At 62.5% G+C, this 18113-nt stretch carries 18 protein-coding genes and 3 tRNA genes; 12 read left to right on the top strand and 9 right to left on the bottom strand.

The features are described from left to right. Positions 1-143: 143 nt before the first annotated feature. The gene (locus FA94_RS05795; protein ID WP_035547752.1) at positions 144-407 is read left to right on the top strand and encodes a hypothetical protein; all 264 of its coding nucleotides are present in this window, start codon (positions 144-146) and stop codon (positions 405-407) included. Positions 408-940: 533 nt separating this feature from the next. Continuing rightward, a complete protein-coding gene (locus FA94_RS05800) occupies positions 941-2089 on the top strand; it encodes a porin (RefSeq protein WP_035549383.1) in 1149 nt (382 codons plus the stop codon). A 146-nt stretch (positions 2090-2235) separates the two neighbouring features. On the opposite strand, the gene greB is transcribed toward FA94_RS05800, so the two are convergent. Next, complete coding sequence (gene greB, locus FA94_RS05805) at positions 2236-2805, bottom strand: transcription elongation factor GreB (RefSeq protein ID WP_035549386.1); 570 nt, start codon at positions 2803-2805, stop codon at positions 2236-2238. A 120-nt stretch (positions 2806-2925) separates the two neighbouring features. Here greB and FA94_RS05810 point away from each other — a divergent pair. Both FA94_RS05810 and FA94_RS05815 read left to right on the top strand, forming a co-directional pair. Then, positions 2926-3002 (top strand) — tRNA-Arg (locus tag FA94_RS05810). A gap of 78 nt (positions 3003-3080) precedes the next feature. Then, a tRNA-Arg gene (locus FA94_RS05815) sits at positions 3081-3157 on the top strand. Between the two features lie 132 nt (positions 3158-3289). Here the strand turns inward: FA94_RS05815 and FA94_RS05820 are convergent. The 5 genes from FA94_RS05820 to FA94_RS05840 all read right to left on the bottom strand — a co-directional run bounded on the left by FA94_RS05820 (position 3290) and on the right by FA94_RS05840 (position 8335). Then, positions 3290-3781 (bottom strand): phage protein NinX family protein, encoded by a 492-nt coding sequence (locus FA94_RS05820; protein ID WP_035547754.1) that lies wholly within the window; start codon positions 3779-3781, stop codon positions 3290-3292. Between the two features lie 168 nt (positions 3782-3949). Further along, positions 3950-6307: a RelA/SpoT family protein gene (locus FA94_RS05825; protein WP_035547757.1), complete on the bottom strand. Its 2358-nt coding sequence runs from the start codon at positions 6305-6307 to the stop codon at positions 3950-3952. 141 nt (positions 6308-6448) lie between these two features. Continuing rightward, positions 6449-6652, bottom strand: coding sequence for a DNA-directed RNA polymerase subunit omega (rpoZ, locus tag FA94_RS05830; RefSeq protein ID WP_006025620.1), 204 nt, complete (start codon positions 6650-6652; stop codon positions 6449-6451). Positions 6653-6712: 60 nt separating this feature from the next. Beyond that, the gene (gmk, locus tag FA94_RS05835; protein WP_035547760.1) at positions 6713-7393 is read right to left on the bottom strand and encodes a guanylate kinase; all 681 of its coding nucleotides are present in this window, start codon (positions 7391-7393) and stop codon (positions 6713-6715) included. A gap of 18 nt (positions 7394-7411) precedes the next feature. After that, positions 7412-8335: a YicC/YloC family endoribonuclease gene (locus FA94_RS05840; protein ID WP_035547763.1), complete on the bottom strand. Its 924-nt coding sequence runs from the start codon at positions 8333-8335 to the stop codon at positions 7412-7414. 242 nt (positions 8336-8577) lie between these two features. Between FA94_RS05840 and rph the strand changes: the two genes are divergently transcribed. From rph to FA94_RS05860, 4 genes are all read left to right on the top strand, one after another. After that, the gene (gene rph / locus FA94_RS05845; protein WP_035547766.1) at positions 8578-9318 is read left to right on the top strand and encodes a ribonuclease PH; all 741 of its coding nucleotides are present in this window, start codon (positions 8578-8580) and stop codon (positions 9316-9318) included. Continuing rightward, positions 9311-9958 (top strand): RdgB/HAM1 family non-canonical purine NTP pyrophosphatase, encoded by a 648-nt coding sequence (rdgB, locus tag FA94_RS05850; protein ID WP_035547768.1) that lies wholly within the window; start codon positions 9311-9313, stop codon positions 9956-9958. The genes rph and rdgB overlap by 8 nt, the downstream gene beginning before the upstream one ends. Further along, positions 9955-11184, top strand: a complete 1230-nt coding sequence (gene hemW, locus FA94_RS05855) for a radical SAM family heme chaperone HemW (RefSeq protein WP_035547770.1) — start codon at positions 9955-9957, stop codon at positions 11182-11184. Before rdgB ends, hemW begins: the two co-directional genes overlap by 4 nt. A gap of 55 nt (positions 11185-11239) precedes the next feature. Further along, positions 11240-11329, top strand: a tRNA-Ser gene (locus FA94_RS05860). 195 nt (positions 11330-11524) lie between these two features. Here the strand turns inward: FA94_RS05860 and FA94_RS05865 are convergent. Further along, positions 11525-12397: a hypothetical protein gene (locus FA94_RS05865; RefSeq protein WP_156126537.1), complete on the bottom strand. Its 873-nt coding sequence runs from the start codon at positions 12395-12397 to the stop codon at positions 11525-11527. Positions 12398-12593: 196 nt separating this feature from the next. Between FA94_RS05865 and FA94_RS05870 the strand changes: the two genes are divergently transcribed. After that, positions 12594-13061 (top strand): FapB/FapC family functional amyloid domain-containing protein, encoded by a 468-nt coding sequence (locus FA94_RS05870; protein ID WP_051980385.1) that lies wholly within the window; start codon positions 12594-12596, stop codon positions 13059-13061. On the opposite strand, the gene FA94_RS05875 is transcribed toward FA94_RS05870, so the two are convergent. Both FA94_RS05875 and FA94_RS05880 read right to left on the bottom strand, forming a co-directional pair. After that, on the bottom strand, positions 13051-13281 hold the full coding sequence (locus tag FA94_RS05875; RefSeq protein WP_035547774.1) for a hypothetical protein: 231 nt from the start codon (positions 13279-13281) through the stop codon (positions 13051-13053). The two genes, FA94_RS05870 and FA94_RS05875, sit on opposite strands and share 11 nt — an antisense overlap. 164 nt (positions 13282-13445) lie before the next feature. After that, positions 13446-14666: a Bcr/CflA family multidrug efflux MFS transporter gene (locus tag FA94_RS05880; protein ID WP_035547777.1), complete on the bottom strand. Its 1221-nt coding sequence runs from the start codon at positions 14664-14666 to the stop codon at positions 13446-13448. A 334-nt stretch (positions 14667-15000) separates the two neighbouring features. On the opposite strand from FA94_RS05880, the gene FA94_RS05885 reads away from it, so the two are divergent. The 3 genes from FA94_RS05885 (at position 15001) to ribD (ending at position 18112) form a co-directional block, all read left to right on the top strand. Continuing rightward, positions 15001-15534, top strand: coding sequence for a hypothetical protein (locus tag FA94_RS05885; RefSeq protein WP_035547778.1), 534 nt, complete (start codon positions 15001-15003; stop codon positions 15532-15534). 131 nt (positions 15535-15665) lie between these two features. Continuing rightward, positions 15666-16949 (top strand): glutamate-1-semialdehyde 2,1-aminomutase, encoded by a 1284-nt coding sequence (hemL, locus tag FA94_RS05890; protein ID WP_035547781.1) that lies wholly within the window; start codon positions 15666-15668, stop codon positions 16947-16949. 5 nt (positions 16950-16954) lie between these two features. Beyond that, entirely contained in the window at positions 16955-18112 is a 1158-nt protein-coding gene (gene ribD, locus FA94_RS05895) for a bifunctional diaminohydroxyphosphoribosylaminopyrimidine deaminase/5-amino-6-(5-phosphoribosylamino)uracil reductase RibD (RefSeq protein ID WP_035547783.1), read from the top strand. Position 18113: the final 1 nt, after the last annotated feature.

Genomic DNA, 18113 nt, shown 5'->3' on the forward strand with positions numbered 1-18113 from the left:
GAAATAGCGGGAAAAATTTCTGCACGACGCCCACTTATGTAACAAATGATATTTTTAGTAAGTGTTTTTCCGAGTTGTTGCGCCGCACTCGCATCAGCATCATTGAAAATAGTAAATGTTGTGATGCAGATCAGGAGAGTGCCATGTTGTTCAATGAAATCCGCCGGTTGGTCACGTGGCTCACGCAGTCGCACGTCAAGGCAACGGACGGTCAGTCCGAAGCTCACGCGGAAATGGCAGGCTCTTCCGCCTTTCAGTTCGATACTGTGTCTCCCGCCTGGCACGGCGATCACTGGCAGAACCTGTTGTCGTCGCCCATGGACGCGCGCCGCTATGTCATGGAAGACTGGAGCGTGCCGGTCAGCGCCGAATGGGATCTGACTGACGGCGCAGCGCCCGCACACTAACCGGCGCACGCATCCGCACGCCGACAGGCGAAAAAAAAGCGCGACTGGGAAGTCGCGCCGACAAAGGTTTGGAGATCTTTTTCGTCAACGAAAAAGTCTGCTTCGAAAAGCAGAGATTTCAGTATAGCGGTTGAGAAGACGCCGATTATTTACACAATCAACAATCATCTATTTCATTCTCAACAACAATCCTTTTTTACGAATTATCTCGTTGTTTTTTTGCATCGGTTACTGTCGCAAATGAGCAACGACAATCGCTTCGAACCGCTTTCCCCATTCCGCGAATAGCGCCGACAGCCTTTATCTATAAGGCTCGCGCGGCATTCACACATCGTTTCCAATTGCGTAATACTTTATTGCGCAATTCGGAATGTCCATGTCGCAAGCCGTCTCTCTACACTTTGCGTAACCGGAAACCAGCGCGTTTTTTATCGCGCGCATCTCACACGGATCACGCCTCTCGCAGCGGCCGCGTGAAGGTCTCCCTAAAGCCTGGGTTCAATGCCCACTCTCGCTCTCGGAGTTACAAAATGATGAAGAAGACACTCATGGTCGCTGCCCTCACGGGCGTTTTTGCAACGGCTGCGCAAGCTCAAAGCAGCGTCACGCTGTACGGCTTGATCGACGCCGGCATTACTTATACGAACAACCAGCACGGCCATAGCAACTGGCAGGAAACCAGCGGTTCGGTGAACGGCAGCCGTTGGGGCCTGCGCGGCGCTGAAGATCTGGGTGGCGGTCTCAAGGCCATCTTCACGTTGGAAAATGGCTTCGGCATCAATGACGGCACGCTGAAGCAAGGCGGTCGCGAATTCGGCCGTCAAGCGTTCGTCGGTCTCGCGAGCGACCAGTTCGGCGCTGTCACGCTCGGCCGTCAATACGACAGCATGGTCGACTACGTCGGCCCGCTGGCACTGACCGGTACGCAATACGGCGGCACGCAGTTCGCGCACCCGTTCGACAACGACAACCTGAACAACTCGTTTCGTGTGAACAACTCGGTCAAGTATCAGAGCGTGAACTACGGCGGCTTCAAGTTCGGCGCGTTGTACGGTTTCTCGAACCAGGCTGACGGCTTCGCGAACAACCGCGCGTATAGCGCCGGCGCGTCGTACAACTGGGGCGGCCTGAACGTCGCTGCCGCTTACCTGCAACTGAACAGCAACGGCGCGACCGGCGCAGCGGCTGCGTTCAACTCGGGCGGCGCGGTGTCGAGCGACAACACGTTCTTTGCTGGCCGCCAGCAAACGTGGGGCGCGGGTGCGAACTACGCGTTCGGCCCGGCAACGGTCGGCCTCGTGTACTCGCAAACCAACCTGTCGGGTCTGGCTGGCATCGGCGCGGGTGCGTCGGGTCAATCGGCTGGTATCGGCGGCTTCGGCGGCGACAGCGCTCACTTCCAGAACTTTGAAGCGAACGCCCGTTATGCTCTGACGCCGGCAGTGAGCATCGCCGGTTCCTACACGTACACCAAGGCAAGCCTGGCCGGTACGCGTCCGCACTGGAACCAGTTCAACCTGCAAACCGCGTACGCGCTGTCCAAGCGTACCGACGTGTACCTGCAAGGCGAATACCAGCAAGTCAACGACGGCGCGATCGTCGACGCCGACATCAACGGTCTGGCAGCTTCGGGCAACAACAAGCAAGTGGCTGTCACTGCCGGTCTGCGTCACCGCTTCTAAAGCGGCAGGCAGGTCTCGTCGTATCGAAGGCGCCGTTCGCGGCGCCTTTTTTTATGTCGTCGAGCCGCAGGCGCGCCGGGTCAACGTCACGATGTCACGATCGCATCGCCCAGGATCCTGTTGCGACAACGTGGCGGCTCAGCGCCCTAGCCACCCGTGTCCGGCGGTGGATACGTGACGTTGAGTATGTCGATCGGCTGCGGGCCGGCAGGCGTGTACAAGGTCACCGTATCGCCGATTTTTGCCTTGATCAGCGCGCGCGCAACCGGCGAGATCCAGCTCACGTAGCCGATATCCAGATCGACCTCGTCGACGCCGACAATGGTCACGACGTGATCCTCGCCGTCTTCGGTCGCGTACTCGACGGTCGCGCCGAAGAACACCTGATCGATGTTCTCCTGCTTGCTGCTGTCGACCACTTCCGCGAGGTCGAGGCGCTTGGTCAGAAAGCGGATGCGCCGGTCGATCTCACGCAACCGACGCTTGCCGTAGATGTAATCGCCATTTTCCGAGCGATCGCCGTTCGACGCCGCCCACGACACCAGCTTGACCACTTCGGGCCGCACGACGTCGATCAGATTCAGCAGTTCGTCACGCATGCGCCGGTAGCCGGCAGGCGTGAGGTAATTTTTGGTCCCCGCAGGGACATCCGGCTGGGCGACGTCGAGGTCGTCGTCATTCTCTTCACTCGACTCTTTAACAAAGGCCTTGTTCATGATCATCCGTTGACTGCAGCAAACGACTGCCTATCAAGGGTACACGATCATGACCATGAGACAAATCGCAGTTACACCCTTCCCTTTTTGAAAACCTTTGCTATAATCTCGTTTCTGCGTGCGGCTGTAGCTCAGATGGATAGAGTACTTGGCTACGAACCAAGGGGTCGTGGGTTCGAATCCTGCCAGCCGCACCACTTATTCGAGGGCCTTCCTCCCGGGAGGCCCTTACGTTTTACCCAGTTTCATGCAGTAATGCATTACCCGTTTAGCGTGCGGCTGTAGCTCAGATGGATAGAGTACTTGGCTACGAACCAAGGGGTCGTGGGTTCGAATCCTGCCAGCCGCACCACCTATAGAGGGCCTTCCGATCGGAAGGCCCTTTGTTTTTGTTCGACGGATTTTGCTTTGCTCAGTTGCTTCAAGCAGGCAGCCCATGCGCTGATGAGTTCGCTGGGCTCGCAACGGCGCGCCAGCCCTTCAGTTACCGCGGCGCCGACTGAATATCCCCAATCTGCCCATCCGGGTTCGGCATATCGCCACCATACGAACCTTGCGCGGTTTCCTCGCCGATCGGCCGTGCTCGCTCTCCGCTGAGCACCTGTGCCTCGTGCAGCACATCGTCCACGGTCGCGCCATACCGGCTTTCGACGAACGCCCGCAGCAACGCCTCCCGCAGCGAGTCCCCTCGCCCTTCCACCGTCCGGTGACTACCTTCAAAATCCGCGACGCAGTGCGCCGGGCCCTGATCGGTCCGCTCGCGAACTTCGAGCCGTTGCGCGCGCTCCAGTACCGCAGCCGCGGCCTCCCATGACGTGGACGGCATGAACCGGCCGTCCCACGGACGTCCGCGATCATTGCCGCGAATCGAAACGGTTTCGCCGCCGTCGGTAAAGTGGATTTCGCGCACGAAGTCGTGCAGGCTGCGCGCGACCCAATAGTCGAGCGCAAGGCCGGTGAGGTCAGCTACGTTCATGAGCGTTCTCCCTGAAGAACACGTGAGACTCGCAGGCGGCCCGGGCGTTCAGATTGACGCGGAAGGCGCTTGAGACAAGCTAAGTGCAAAAAACAAAAGGCGCGCTCGCGCACGCCTTCGGCCCCATCTCAAGCACATCGCACATGGCGCGCGGTGCGCGGAACAAAATCAGTAATCCGCCCGCTCGCGATCAATCCGCATCCCGCCGTCGTGACGGTGATGACCTTCCTCGCTCGGTCGCTCGCGCGAAATGCGCATGACGTCCGGATTGGTACGCACGCGACGCATCACATTGGCAAGATGGACGCGATCGCTCACCTGAATCACGAAGCGCAGCACCGTGGACTCCTGCGACAGGTCTTCGTCCATCGCGATGTGCACGATGTTCGCGTCCGCCGATGTAATGTCGGCTGCCACGCGGGCAAACACGCCCTTGGTGTTCTGGACCAGCACCTTGACGGCGACATCGAACAGACGCCCCGGCTGCGGCGCCCATGCCACGTCGATCCAGCGACCCGGATCGCGCTTATGGATACGCTGCGCGACGCGGCAATCCGTCGTGTGGATGGCCATGCCGAGGCCGATGCCGATATAGCCCATGATGTCGTCGCCGGGAATCGGACGGCAGCAGGCGGACAGTTGCACCGACATGCCCTCGGTGCCCGTGATAACCACCGGCGGCGCATGCGGCAGATCGGAGTTGGAGCGCGAGCCGTCGTCGTCGGCGTCGCGGCCGCTCATCAGCACCTCGATGCGCTTGGCCATGACGGCCGCGACACGCCGGCCGAGGCCGATGTCCGCGAAAATTTCCTGACGGTTCTTGTTGCCCGTCCACTGCACGAGCTTTTCCCACGCTTCCGGTGTAACGTCCGACAACGCCAGTCCGTAGCCCTTCAACGACTGATCGACCAGCCGCTCGCCGAGCTGCACGGACTCGTTCAAACGCATAGTCTTCAGATAATGACGGATCGCCGAGCGCGCCTTGCCGCTGCGCACGAACCCAAGCCACGCCGGATTCGGCTTCGAATACGGCGCCGTAATCACTTCGACGATGTCGCCGCTCTTCAACTCAGTGCGAAGCGGCAGCAGTTCATTGTTGATCTTCACCGCGACGCACTGGTTGCCCAGGTCGCTGTGGATCGAATACGCAAAGTCGAGCGCGGTGGCGCCGCGCGGCAGCGCCATGATCTTCGACTTCGGCGTAAACACGTAGACCGCATCCGGGAACAGATCGATCTTCACGTGTTCGAGGAATTCGCTCGAGTCGCCGGCTTCGCTCTGAATATCGAGCAGCGACTTGAGCCACTGGTGCGCGCGCTTCTGCACGTCGTTCAGGTCGGCGCTGCCGTTCTTGTACAGCCAGTGCGCGGCCACGCCGGCTTCGGCGATCTCGTGCATCTTGCGCGTGCGCACCTGAAACTCGATCGGCGCGCCGAACGGGCCGACCAGCGTGGTGTGCAACGACTGATAGCCGTTCACCTTCGGGATCGCGATGTAGTCTTTGAACTTGCCCGGCACGGGCTTGTACAGCGCATGCAGCGCGCCGATGCAGGTGTAGCACTCCAACGCACTCTCGACCACCACGCGGAAGCCGTACACGTCGAGCACCTGCGAGAACGACAACTGCTTGTCGCGCATCTTCTTGTAGATACTGAAGATGGTTTTCTCGCGGCCGGTGACTTCGGCGTCGATCTTCGCATCGGCAATCGCGCGTTGCACCGACTCCAGAATCTTGCCCACCACTTCGCGCCGGTTGCCGCGCGCCGCCTTGACGGCTTTTTCGAGCGTGGCGTACCGGTGCGGGTTGAAGTTCGCGAAGCTCAGGTCCTGCAGCTCGCGATAAGTATTGTTCAGACCGAGCCGATGAGCGATCGGCGCGTAAATATCCAGCGTTTCTCGCGCAACCCGGCGACGTTTCTCGTGCGGCACCGCACCCAGGGTGCGCATGTTGTGCAGCCGGTCGGCGAGCTTCACCAGAATCACGCGGACGTCGCGCGCCATCGCGAGCAGCATCTTGCGGAAGTTTTCCGCCTGCGCTTCTTCGCGATTGCGAAACTCCATCTTGTCCAGTTTCGACAACCCGTCGACCAGTTCCGCGACCTTGGCGCCGAATCGCTCGGCGAGTTCGGCCTTGGTCACGCCCTGGTCTTCCATCACGTCATGCAGCAGCGCCGCCATGATCGACTGGGCGTCGAGATTCCAGCCGGCGCAGATTTCCGCAACGGCGACAGGATGCGTGATGTAAGGCTCGCCACTCTGGCGGTACTGGCCGAGGTGGGCTTCGTCGCTGAAATGGAAGGCCGCCTTGATGTCCTTGATCTCTTCCGGCTGCAGATAGCCGGACAAGGCGGACGTCAGTTTGGCAATCGAGACGACGTCATGCCGGCGCGGTTGCTCCGGCGTGGCGGTCGGCCCGAACAGATGGCGAAACGACTGTTCGAGGACCGCGTCGATGTATTTGCGTGCGGACGAGGGCGAGTCGGCGTCGTGTTCCACTTCCGTGGCGGTGGGCGGGGTGGTACTCATGGTCGCCTCCGCAGCGGTTGGGGTTGGACGCCGGTCTGCACGTTGATGCAATTACGTGTAGCAAATGCGTAAAGCGAGTGTAGCGGTGAAGCAAAAAGCACGTGAAGCAAGCGGGCAATCGAAACCGGAAAACAGCGCGCCTTAAACCGGCACCTTCTTCAGCATTTCGACGCCGACCTGGCCGGCTGCGATTTCGCGCAGTGCGACGACCGTGGGCTTGTCGCGGCTTTCGATCTTCGGCGTGTGACCTTGTGCGAGCTGACGCGCGCGATAGGTCGCGGCAAGCGCGAGTTCGAAACGGTTCGGGATCTGTTTGAGACAGTCTTCGACGGTAATGCGGGCCATGTTGGGTTCCTTCTCAGTATGTTGCTTATTCTACCTTATGTGCTCGACACGCCGCCGCGTTCACGCGTGTGGCAGGTGAATGCCGAGCTGCACGAAAAGCTGCGTGTGGCGCGCGTATTGCGACGCAAAGCGCGAACGCGTTGCGGCCACGAGGCACTGCAGTTCGCCGAGCGCGCGATCGAAATTCTCGTTGATCACCACGTACTCCGCTTCGGCCGCGTGCGCCATCTCGCTACCCGCTGCGAGCAAACGCCGCGTGATCACATTCGGCTCGTCCTGGCCGCGTTTCTTCAGACGCTCTTCGAGCGCTTCGAGCGACGGCGGCAGGATGAAAATTTCGACCGCGTTGTGAAACTGTTTCTTCACCTGCTGCGCGCCCTGCCAATCGATTTCGAGCAGCACGTCATGGCCGCTTTTCATCTGATCCTCGATCCAGACGCGCGACGTGCCGTAGTAATTGCCGTGCACTTCCGCGCTTTCGAGAAACTCGCCGGTGTCGTGACGCGTCATGAAATCGTCGACAGTGGTGAAGTGATAATGCTCGCCGTCCTGCTCCTTCGGACGCGGCGGGCGCGTCGTGTAGGAGATCGACAGACGGATCGCGTCGTCGCCGGCGAGCAGCGCGTTCACGAGCGTCGACTTGCCCGCGCCCGACGGTGCCACCACCATGAACAGGTTGCCCGGATAAGCGCCGGCGTAGGGATTGCGCGGAGCGCCGGTTTCGCGTGTGTGGTCGGTCATGTTCGTGTTGCTCCCGCCTTATTCCAGATTCTGTACTTGCTCGCGCATCTGTTCGATGAGCAGCTTCAGGGTCATCGACGAATCCGCCAGTTCTTTCGCGGCGGCCTTCGAGCCGAGCGTGTTCGCTTCGCGATTCAGTTCCTGCATCATGAAATCGAGGCGCTTGCCGACCTTGCCGCCCTTCTGGATCACGTGGCGCGTTTCGTTCAGGTGCGCGGTGAGGCGCGACAATTCTTCGGCGATGTCGATGCGGATGCCGTACATCGTCACTTCCTGGCGAATCCGCTCGTTGATCTCTTCGCGCGACACGATCGTCGCGGCCGTGTCCGGCGCGGCGATGCCGAGCGCTTCCTGCAGACGCTCGACGATCTTCTGTTGATGCTTGGCGATCAGTTCCGGCACGAGCGGCGTGATCTTCGTGACGATCGCTTCCATCTCCGTGACGTTGGCGAGCAGCATGGTGGCCAGTTGCGCGCCTTCGCGGCCGCGCACGTCGATCAGGTCGGTAATGGCCTGTTTGCCGCAGGCGAGCACCGCGTCGCGCAACACGTCCTGCGCCACGCCGGTCTCGGCCAGCACGCCCGGCCAGCGCATGATTTCACCGGTGCGCAGGCGCCCGGCTTCGGGGAACGTGGACAGCACCGTGCGTTCGAGCACCGCGAGTTGCGTCAGCGCTTCATGGTTGACCGAGCCCGCGCTGGCCGTCTGTTCGCTACGCTGCAGATTGATACGGATATCCACCTTGCCGCGCGACAGTTTGTTCATCAGCATTTCGCGCAGCGTCGGTTCGCAGACGCGCACGTCTTCCGGCATGCGGAAGTTCAGATCGAGAAAGCGCGAGTTCACCGTGCGCAGTTCGACCGATACGCTCACACCGCCGGTGCCCGAGGCCGCGACGAGTTCGCGCGTGGCGCTCGCATAGCCAGTCATGCTGTAGATCATCGTATTTCTCGCGATTGTGGCCATGCGCTAGACGATGGCCGGAGAGTCGAATCGCCCGGCGCTGACGAGGCGCGGGGCGGAGAATCGGCATTATCCCATTTTTGCCGGAAGGGCCGTCCTGCCACGCTCGCCGCCGACCGGCGCACGGCGATGCATGCGAGCGCCCCGCACGCGACCGCCGCCACGCGATCGGCGGTAAAATCGCGCTTTCCCTCCCGCTTTTCTTCCAGACCGATCCCAACATGACCCACACCACCCAACGCCCCAGCGGCCGCCAGGCCAACCAGCTGCGCGACGTGCGCATTACGCGCCACTACACGAAGCATGCGGAGGGCTCGGTGCTGGTCGAGTTCGGCGACACCAAGGTCATCTGCACCGCGAGCATCGCCGAATCCGTGCCGTCATTCCTGCGCGACCGCGGCCAGGGCTGGCTGACCGCCGAATACGGCATGCTGCCGCGCGCCACCAACACGCGCAACGACCGCGAAGCCGCGCGCGGCAAACAGACCGGCCGCACCCAGGAAATCCAGCGGCTGATCGGCCGCGCGCTGCGCTCGGTGTTCGATCTCGAGAAGCTCGGCGCGCGCACGCTGCATATCGATTGCGACGTGATCCAGGCCGACGGCGGCACGCGCACGGCGAGCATTACCGGCGCTTTCGTGGCCGCGCATGACGCGGTGGCCAAGTTGCTGGCCACGGGCCGCATCGAAAGCTCGCCGATCAACGACTACGTCGCGGCGATTTCGGTCGGCGTGTACGACGGCTTGCCGGTGCTCGACCTCGATTACGACGAAGACTCGCAGTGCGATACCGACATGAACGTCGTGATGACCGGCGCGGGCGGTTTCGTCGAAGTTCAGGGCACGGCCGAAGGCGTGCCGTTCTCGCGCGCCGAAATGAACGCGCTGATGGACCTGGCGAGCGACGGCATCACCACGCTGATCGCGAAGCAGAAAGAAGCGCTGGAGCAAAAGAGTGAATGAGGTTCGTCAAAGCGGCGGCGAGTCCGGCTCGGATTCGCCGTTGAAAAAGGTGGTGCTGGCGTCGAATAACGCCGGCAAGCTGCGCGAGTTCGCGGCGCTGCTCGGCGCGGCCGGCATCGAACTGATTCCGCAAGGCGAGTTGAACGTGCCGGAGGCGGAAGAGCCGTATCCGACTTTCGTCGAAAACGCGCTGACCAAGGCGCGTCATGCGGCGAAGCTGACCGGCCTGCCCGCCCTCGCCGACGACTCCGGCCTGTGCGTGCGTGCGTTGCGCGGCGCGCCGGGCGTTTATTCGGCGCGCTACGCGCAGTTGGCCGGCGGCGAGAAAAGCGACGCCGCGAACAACGCGCGGCTCGTCGCCGCGTTGCAAGGCGAGACCGATCGTCGCGCGTATTACTTCTGCGTGCTGGCGCTGGTGCGTCACGCCGACGACCCCGAACCGCTGATCGCCGAAGGCCGCTGGCATGGCGAAATTCTCGACACGCCGCGCGGCGAGCATGGTTTCGGCTACGACCCGCACTTCTTCCTGCCGTCGCTGAACGCGAGCGCCGCGCAGCTCGAACCGGCGGTGAAGAACGCCGGCAGTCATCGCGCGATGGCGTTGCGGCAACTGCTCGCGCGCCTGACGGAGGAAGCGTGATTCCGATCAAACCGGTGCCGGCCGACATCGGCAATGGCGTCATCAAGGCATTCACGTCGCCGGGCAGTATCCGGCTGACGTCGCTGCCGCCGTTGGCGTTGTACGTGCATTTTCCGTGGTGCGTGCGCAAGTGTCCGTATTGCGATTTCAACTCGCATGAGTGGAAAGGCGACACGTTCCCGGAAAACGAATATCTCGACGCGTTGCGCGCCGATCTGGAGATGGCGCTGCCGCTGGTGTGGGGACGCCAGGTGCATACGGTGTTCATCGGCGGCGGCACGCCGAGCTTGCTGTCGGCGGCGGGACTCGACCGGATGCTGTCGGACGTGCGTGCGCTACTGCCGCTCGACGCCGATGCGGAAATCACGCTCGAAGCGAACCCCGGCACCTTCGAAGCCGACAAGTTCGCGCAGTTTCGCGCGAGCGGCGTGAACCGGCTGTCGGTGGGAATTCAAAGTTTCAACGAGGCGCATCTGAAAGCGCTCGGCCGGATTCACGACGCGACGCAGGCGCGCCACGCGGTCGAGGTGGCGGCCACCACGTTCGACAACTTCAATCTCGACCTGATGTTCGCGCTGCCGGGGCAAACGCTCGCCGAATGCCAGGCCGATATCAATACGGCGTTGGCATTCGCGCCGCCGCATCTGTCCTTGTATCACCTCACACTCGAACCCAACACGCTGTTCGCGAAGTTCCCGCCGGCGCTGCCCGACGACGACGCCTCCGCGGATATGCAGGACTGGATTCACGAGCGCACCACGGCTGCCGGTTACGGTCGCTATGAAGTGTCGGCGTACGCGCAGCCGCATAAGCAGAGCAAGCACAATCTGAACTACTGGCGCTTCGGCGACTATCTCGGCATCGGCGCGGGCGCGCATACCAAGCTGTCGTTTCCGAATCGCGTGCTGCGCCAGGTGCGCTACAAGCATCCGTCCACCTTTATCGAGCAGGCCATGGCCGGCACGGCGGTGCAGGAAGAGAACGAAGTCGGGCCGCGCGATCTGCCGTTCGAATTCATGCTGAACGCGCTGAGGCTGGTGGAAGGGTTTCCGGTGCATCGGTTTATCGAGCGCACCGGGTTGTCGATGACGTCGATCGAGCCGGCTTTGCAGGAAGCGGAACGTCGCAAGCTGATCACGCGCGACCATGAAAAGATTGCGCCGACACCGCTCGGTCAGGCGTTCCTGAACGACTTGCAGGAGCTGTTTCTGAAAGATCCGCTGTGATAGCGGTTCGAGCGAGTGCCGCACGGCCGATTTTTCAGGTTACAATTTAGGGCTTGGAGGTGTGGCCGAGTGGTTTAAGGCACCGGTCTTGAAAACCGGCGAAGGAGCAATCTTTCCGTGAGTTCGAATCTCACCGCCTCCGCCAGAACAAGTGTTTTATCTCTTCGGAATCGCTCTGATTCCTTGGCCGGGAAGCCTCGCAGGTTGCACTTCCCGGCATCGACAGTACTGTCTTTCCCTCAGCAAAACCCGAAACGCCGAATGCGCCGACAGCCATCCTGGTCCGATGGTCCCGTCTGGATTGCTAGCGACCGGCTGACTCTCGACGACGCTGTTGTCGCTACTGCGGCAACTCGTTTTGAAGGTGTTGTAACGCCTGATTCGCCTGTTGCAGTTGCTGCTCGACCCCATGCAATTGATTGTTGACGTTAGCAAGCTGCGCGCTCAACGCGCTCTGCAGAAACGCCAGTTCCAGTGGCGACCGGTTCGCGTGCTGGGGCCCCGGAAATGGATGCAGCTGACCTTGCAAGTGTTGGCGCTGCTGCAGTAAGTCCTGCCTCTGAAGCTGCAACTGTTGCACCTGCTGCTGCAACTGTCCGATGGCATGGTGCCCAAAACTCATCCCCCCAGGCGCCCCACCACGCCAGCCTCCCGGCACCCCGACCTCACCGTGCGCATGCCAGCTACCGCTATCGTCCGGTTTGACGGGATACGCGTACTTCGTCGGCCTATCCGGCCGGTGGACTCGCCAGGTACCGTTGTCTTTGTCGTACCTCACCGGGTAAGTCTGAGTGCCTTGCCTGATGTATGCCGCCCCGCTGTCGTCTTTGTACACGCCTCGATGGATCGCATCGGCCCGTAGTCGACCCACCGGTTCGATCGCGTAATGCGCGGGCACACCGAACCCCGCGTTGCTCGTGAACGGCCGCGACTCGTCCGGACTGACTCCACTCGCGCGTCTTTCCCCATTCGACGACCCGTGTGCCGACGTATCGAACACGGCTGGCGCCGCACCCGACGTTTCCGCCGGCCCTGCGCCTTGCGTCGCCTGTGCCTGTGCCTGTGCCTGTGCCTGACCTGATGCGTTCGCTTGACTGTTGGCTGACTGGACTCTCATTTCGCTATCCTTGTCTACGTGAAAAGTCGAATCGGCTTCGCCGAGCACTTTCCATTGCAGAAGTGCGAGTCCATTGAAGCACCAGAGCGCCGGCACAAGGTCGTAGTCTTATATCGGGCATATTGTTTCGTCAGCCTCCATCTCTCCAGCGACGCTCACTTCGTTCGGCCCGATTCAAACAGGCGTATCGCTCTACCGATAGAAAACTCAGGTCGACCGCGCCCCTCAACTTCCCGTTTCCCCGGTCGATATCCAATCTATCGATGCGGTACGCACACGCCAGGAGGCGCTCATGAAAGTCCGTTCATTAGTCGTTACGTTGATTTACGTGGCCGCGGGTTCGGGCGCATCGTACGCGTTCGCAGGGGTATCGACGGCTTTGTCCGACGATGACAGCGCCGCCGTGTTCGGCTCGGCGACATTGTCAAATCTGCAGGATATCGGCGGCAGCGCGAAACTCGGGCCCGCTTCGGCGGCACTCGGTACGGATGCGTTGCGCGGCGTCAGCGGCAACCTCGGCGTCAATCTCGCCGCCGGTGCGCTGAACGCGCAAGCCAATGAAATCGCGGTGATCGACACGCCTCGCGCGGAGATTTCCACGCAGCAGAATGTGCATGCCGTCGCACAGTTGAGCGGCAGCGATAGCGCAGAACTCGGCGCTCATGCATTAGCCGGTGCGAGCGGCAACGTCGGTGTGAATATCGCCGCCGGCGCAGGCAATGCGCAGTTCAATGGACTCGTGGTCCATCTCACACACTAAGCGCTTCCAGCCTTTCGCGCGCGTCCGCACACCGGCGATTCAGGTCGCGATGCATCAACTGGCTGTCGAGCAGCGCCGATACATCAGACAAACCGAAATCAAAGCGCAGGACGTATTCGATGTCCGTGTAATCGTGATAGGCGCCGCTGTCAGCCAGCTTCTGCGCTTCAGCGAAAGCGGCATGTTGCCGTTCGCCATTCATCAAATCTCTGATCGCCATGATTGCCGCTCCGAGGAACAGTGGTCCCATCATAGCAATGCAAATCGAAACACAGGGTCGCGCGCGTGCAACACCTGGTGTTTTCCGTAGACACATCGCATTGCGCGACGTGCACAAGCGCGCGCCGCTTCAGGCACCTTTGTCACCGTTGCGTAACGCGGCGTTCACACAGCCGCGACCGGCGCCTTCGTTCCATGCCATCTGACAACGAGAATCCGGCCCACATAACACAACACGCCCGCGACGCCGATGACGACACCCATGCCCTTCGGCGAGCCGTCCTGCCACCATCCGACCGCCAGACTCGACACCGCGCCGAGCGCCAGCTGCACCGCGCCGAACACGGCCGCCGCGGCGCCGGCATTGACCGGATAGCGATGCATCAGATCGGTCGTGCAATTGGCTGACAACAGTCCCACCACGCCGACCACGAAGAACAGACCGAACACGATCGACCACAATCCGCCGAGCCCGGTCAGCGACACGAAACACACGAACAACGACGCGATACAACTGACGGTGGCCGCGAACGAGATGATCGGCAGCGACCCGAGTTGCCCAACGAGCCGCGTATTCATGAAGTTGCCGAACATGATGCCGACGATATTCAGCGCGAACAGAAAGCCGTAATGCTGGGCCGACACATGGAAGTACTCGATATAAACGAACGGCGTCGCCGTGATGTACGCGAACATCGACGCGAACGCCATGCCGCCGCACAGCATGTGCCCCCACGCCACCGGATCGCGCAGCAGCTTGCCGTACGCGCCGAACGACTTCAGCAGCGCCGACTCGGCCCGCTTCTCGCGCGGCCACGTTTCCGGCACCTTGAGAAACGCGGTGACCGCGCACAGCGTGCCGAACAGCGTCAGCACCACGAACACCACGCGCCAGCCGCCGAGCAGCAGCAACTGGCCGCCGATCAGCGGGGCGAGCAGCGGCCCGATCGACGTGACGATGGCGAGCATCGACAGCACGCGGGCGGCATCGGTTGGACCGTGCGCGTCGCGCGCGATTGCCCGTGCGAGCACCGACGCCGCGCCCGCGCCCAGTGCCTGCACGAAGCGGAACGTCACCAGCGAGCCGATCGAGAACGACAACGCGCAGGCCACGCTCGCCAGCGCATACATGATGATGCCGCCGAGCAGCACCGGCCGGCGTCCATAGGTATCCGACAGCGGACCGTAGAGCAGCATGCCGATCGAAAAGCCGAACATGAAGCTGGTCAGCGTGGTCTGCGCGGCGCCGTTGGTGATCGCGAATGCCTGCGCGATAGTCGGCAGGCTCGGCAGATACATATCGATGGAGATCGGCCCGCATGCGGCGAGCGCACCGAGCAACAGAATCAGCCGGCCATCGGGCCGGCGTCTGGTGACGTGAGACATGGGAATCCAGATGATGCGCCGCGCCGTGACCGGCGGCGGAACGGGTGAAACGGGGAATGCGACGACTTGACCGCCTCAATTGTACGCGACGGTTAATCTGAACATCGTGCAACACCGCTTGGCACCGCATGGCACCACTTGGCGCCGCGACACACCGCGCAGCCGCACGCACTATCGCATCCGCGAATAATGCGCGTCCATGCTGAACCGCACGCGTAGGCCCCGGCCCACCACGGCGACCGCACCGCCGATCGGTTAAGCTGCCGCCAGACCGATCCGGACGCCGCATGACGATCCGGGCCGCCCATCTCCCCCCTCCCGCAACGACCACGCGATGACCGCCTTCCTGCTGATCTGGAGCCCCAAGAAATGGCCTTGGCCCGAACTGCCTGACGTGGCGAAGCGCGTCGCCGCAGGTGTCGCGGTGTCCGACGTCTGGGGCTGCGGATTCGCGCGCGGCATCCTGCCGGGCGATCGGGTGTTTCTGCACCGTGTGGCCATGGAACCCAAGGGTATCTTCGGCTCCGGCTACGTGACGCGTGCGCCGTACGAGGTCCCGGACGCGGCGACGAAGCGCGGCTACCGCCTGTGTATCGACTTCGCGTACGACTGGCTGGTCGATGCGCATGCAAGCGTGGTGATTCCGCGCGACACGTTGCGCGTGCATCCATTCTCGGTGCAGACATGGGACGCGCAAAGTTCCGGCACCGTCATCAAGCCGATCGCCGAAGGCGCGCTGGAAAAGCGTTGGCGCGAGCTAACCGGTGCACGTCCGTCGCCGGCACTCGAACCGCCGACCACACCGCCGCGTTCCAGTAAAGTCAGCGCGCACGCCGCGGTGGCGGCAAAAAGCGCGCGCAAAACCTGAGGTCACGTACAAGGCCAGCCGCAAAGCCGCTTCACGCTGACTCCGGTACAATTTCCTCACCGATCCCAGCGCCGCGCGAACCGCCTTCCGGCAACCCGCGCCGCTGCGCAACCTCTATTCCAGCTATCGCCATGTCCAACAACGAAACCCTCTTCGAACGCGCGCAACATACCATCCCCGGCGGCGTGAACTCGCCGGTACGCGCGTTCCGCTCGGTCGGCGGCACGCCGCGTTTCATCGAGCGCGCGCAAGGCCCGTACTTCTGGGACGCGGACGGCCAGCGCTACATCGACTACATCGGCTCGTGGGGGCCGATGATTCTTGGCCACGTCCACCCCGACGTGCTCGAAGCGGTCCAGCGCGTGCTCGGCAACGGCTTCTCGTTCGGCGCGCCGACCGAGTCCGAAATCGAAATCGCCGAAGAAATCTGCAAGCTGGTGCCGTCGATCGAACAGGTTCGTATGGTGTCGAGCGGCACGGAAGCCACCATGAGCGCGCTGCGTCTCGCACGCGGCTTCACGGACCGCAGCCGCATCGTCAAGTTCGAGGGCTGCTATCACGGTCACGCGGACAGCCTGCTGGTCAAGGCCGGCTCGGGCCTGCTGACCTTCGGCAATCCGACCTCGGCGGGCGTGCCGGCCGATATCGCGAAGCACACCACCGTGCTCGAATACAACAACGTCGCGGAACTCGAAGAAGCGTTCAAGGCGTTCGGCAACGAGATCGCTTCCGTGATCGTCGAGCCGGTGGCGGGCAACATGAATCTCGTGCGCGCCACGCCGGAATTCCTGCAAGCCTTGCGGCGCCTGTGCACCGAATACGGCGCCGTGCTGATTTTCGACGAAGTGATGTGCGGTTTCCGCGTCGCGCTGGGCGGCGCACAGCAGGTCTACGGCATCACGCCGGACCTGACGTGTCTGGGCAAAGTGATCGGCGGCGGCATGCCGGCCGCGGCATTCGGCGGACGGCGCGACATCATGGCGCACCTCGCGCCGCTCGGCGGCGTCTATCAGGCCGGCACGCTGTCGGGCAATCCGATCGCGGTCGCCGCGGGCCTGAAAACCTTGCAACTGATCCAGGCACCGGGCTTTTACGACACGCTTACCGCCCGCACCACGCGCCTCGCGCAAGGTCTGGTGAAGGTCGCGCATGAAGCCGGCGTGCCGTTCGCGGCCGATTCCCTCGGCGGCATGTTCGGCCTCTACTTTGCCGACGCGATTCCGGCGAGCTTCGCCGAAGTGACGAAGAGCGACGTGCCGCGCTTCAACGCGTTCTTCCACAAAATGCTCGACGCCGGCGTGTACTTCGCGCCGTCGGCGTACGAAGCGGGCTTCGTGTCGATCGTTCACGACGACGCGATCATCGACGCCACGATCGACGCGGCGCGTGGCGCGTTCGCTTCGCTCGCGGCCTGAAGCCGATGTTCTCGCAAACCGACTTCGTCCATATGGAACGCGCGCTCGCTCTCGCGAAGCGCGGCATGTACACCACCGATCCCAATCCGCGAGTCGGCTGCGTGCTCGTCAAGAACGGCGAAGTGATCGGCGAAGGTTTCACGCAACCGGCCGGCCAGGATCATGCGGAAATCCGCGCATTGAAAGACGCGCGTTCGCGCGGTCACGATCTGCGCGGCGCCACGGCCTACGTCACGCTCGAACCGTGCAGCCACTTCGGCCGCACGCCGCCGTGCGCGAATGCGTTGATCGAAGCGCAGGTCGCGCGTGTGGTCGCGGCAATGGAAGACCCCAATCCGCAAGTGTCCGGACGCGGCCTCGCAATATTGCGCGACGCCGGTATCGAAGTGCGTTGCGGACTGCTCGCGCAGGAAGCGCATGAACTGAACATCGGCTTCGTATCGCGCATGACGCGTGGCCGCCCGTGGGTGCGCATGAAGGTGGCGGCGTCGCTCGACGGCCGCACGGGCTTGCCTTCGGGTGTCAGCCAGTGGATCACTGGCGAAGCGGCGCGCGCCGATGGTCACGCGTGGCGCGCCCGGGCGTCGGCGATTCTGACGGGTATCGGCACCGTCAGGGAAGACGATCCGCGCATGACCGTGCGCGCCGTCGACACGCCGCGCCAGCCGCAACGCGTGTTGATCGACAGTCAGCTCGACGTGCCGCCCGAGGCGCAGATTCTGGCCGGTGCGTCCACGTTGATTTTCTGCGGCAATCTGGATCAACGCCATACCGAGCGCGCCAACGCGCTGCGCGATCGCGGCGCCGAGATCGTCCAGCTGGCGAACCCCGCCGGCAAGGTCGACCTGCCCGCCGTGCTGAACGTGCTCGGCCAGCGCAACGTGAACGAACTGCATGTCGAGGCGGGCTACAAGTTGAACGGTTCGTTGCTGCGTGAAGGCTGCGTCGACGAACTGCTTGTGTATCTCGCGCCGAGCCTGCTCGGCATGGACTCGATGAGCATGTTCAATCTGAGCGCGCCGGACACGCTGGACGGCCGCGTCAAACTGAATTTCCATGCGATCGACCGGATCGGCGACGATCTGCGGATTCTCGCGCGCTTCACGCCTCACGGCGCGAGCGAGCCCGGCACCGATCCCACGTCTGAACCCATTTCAAATTGAT

Origin of the sequence: Burkholderia sp. 9120 (assembly GCF_000745015.1) — a bacterium.
In the GTDB taxonomy this organism is placed as follows: domain Bacteria; phylum Pseudomonadota; class Gammaproteobacteria; order Burkholderiales; family Burkholderiaceae; genus Paraburkholderia.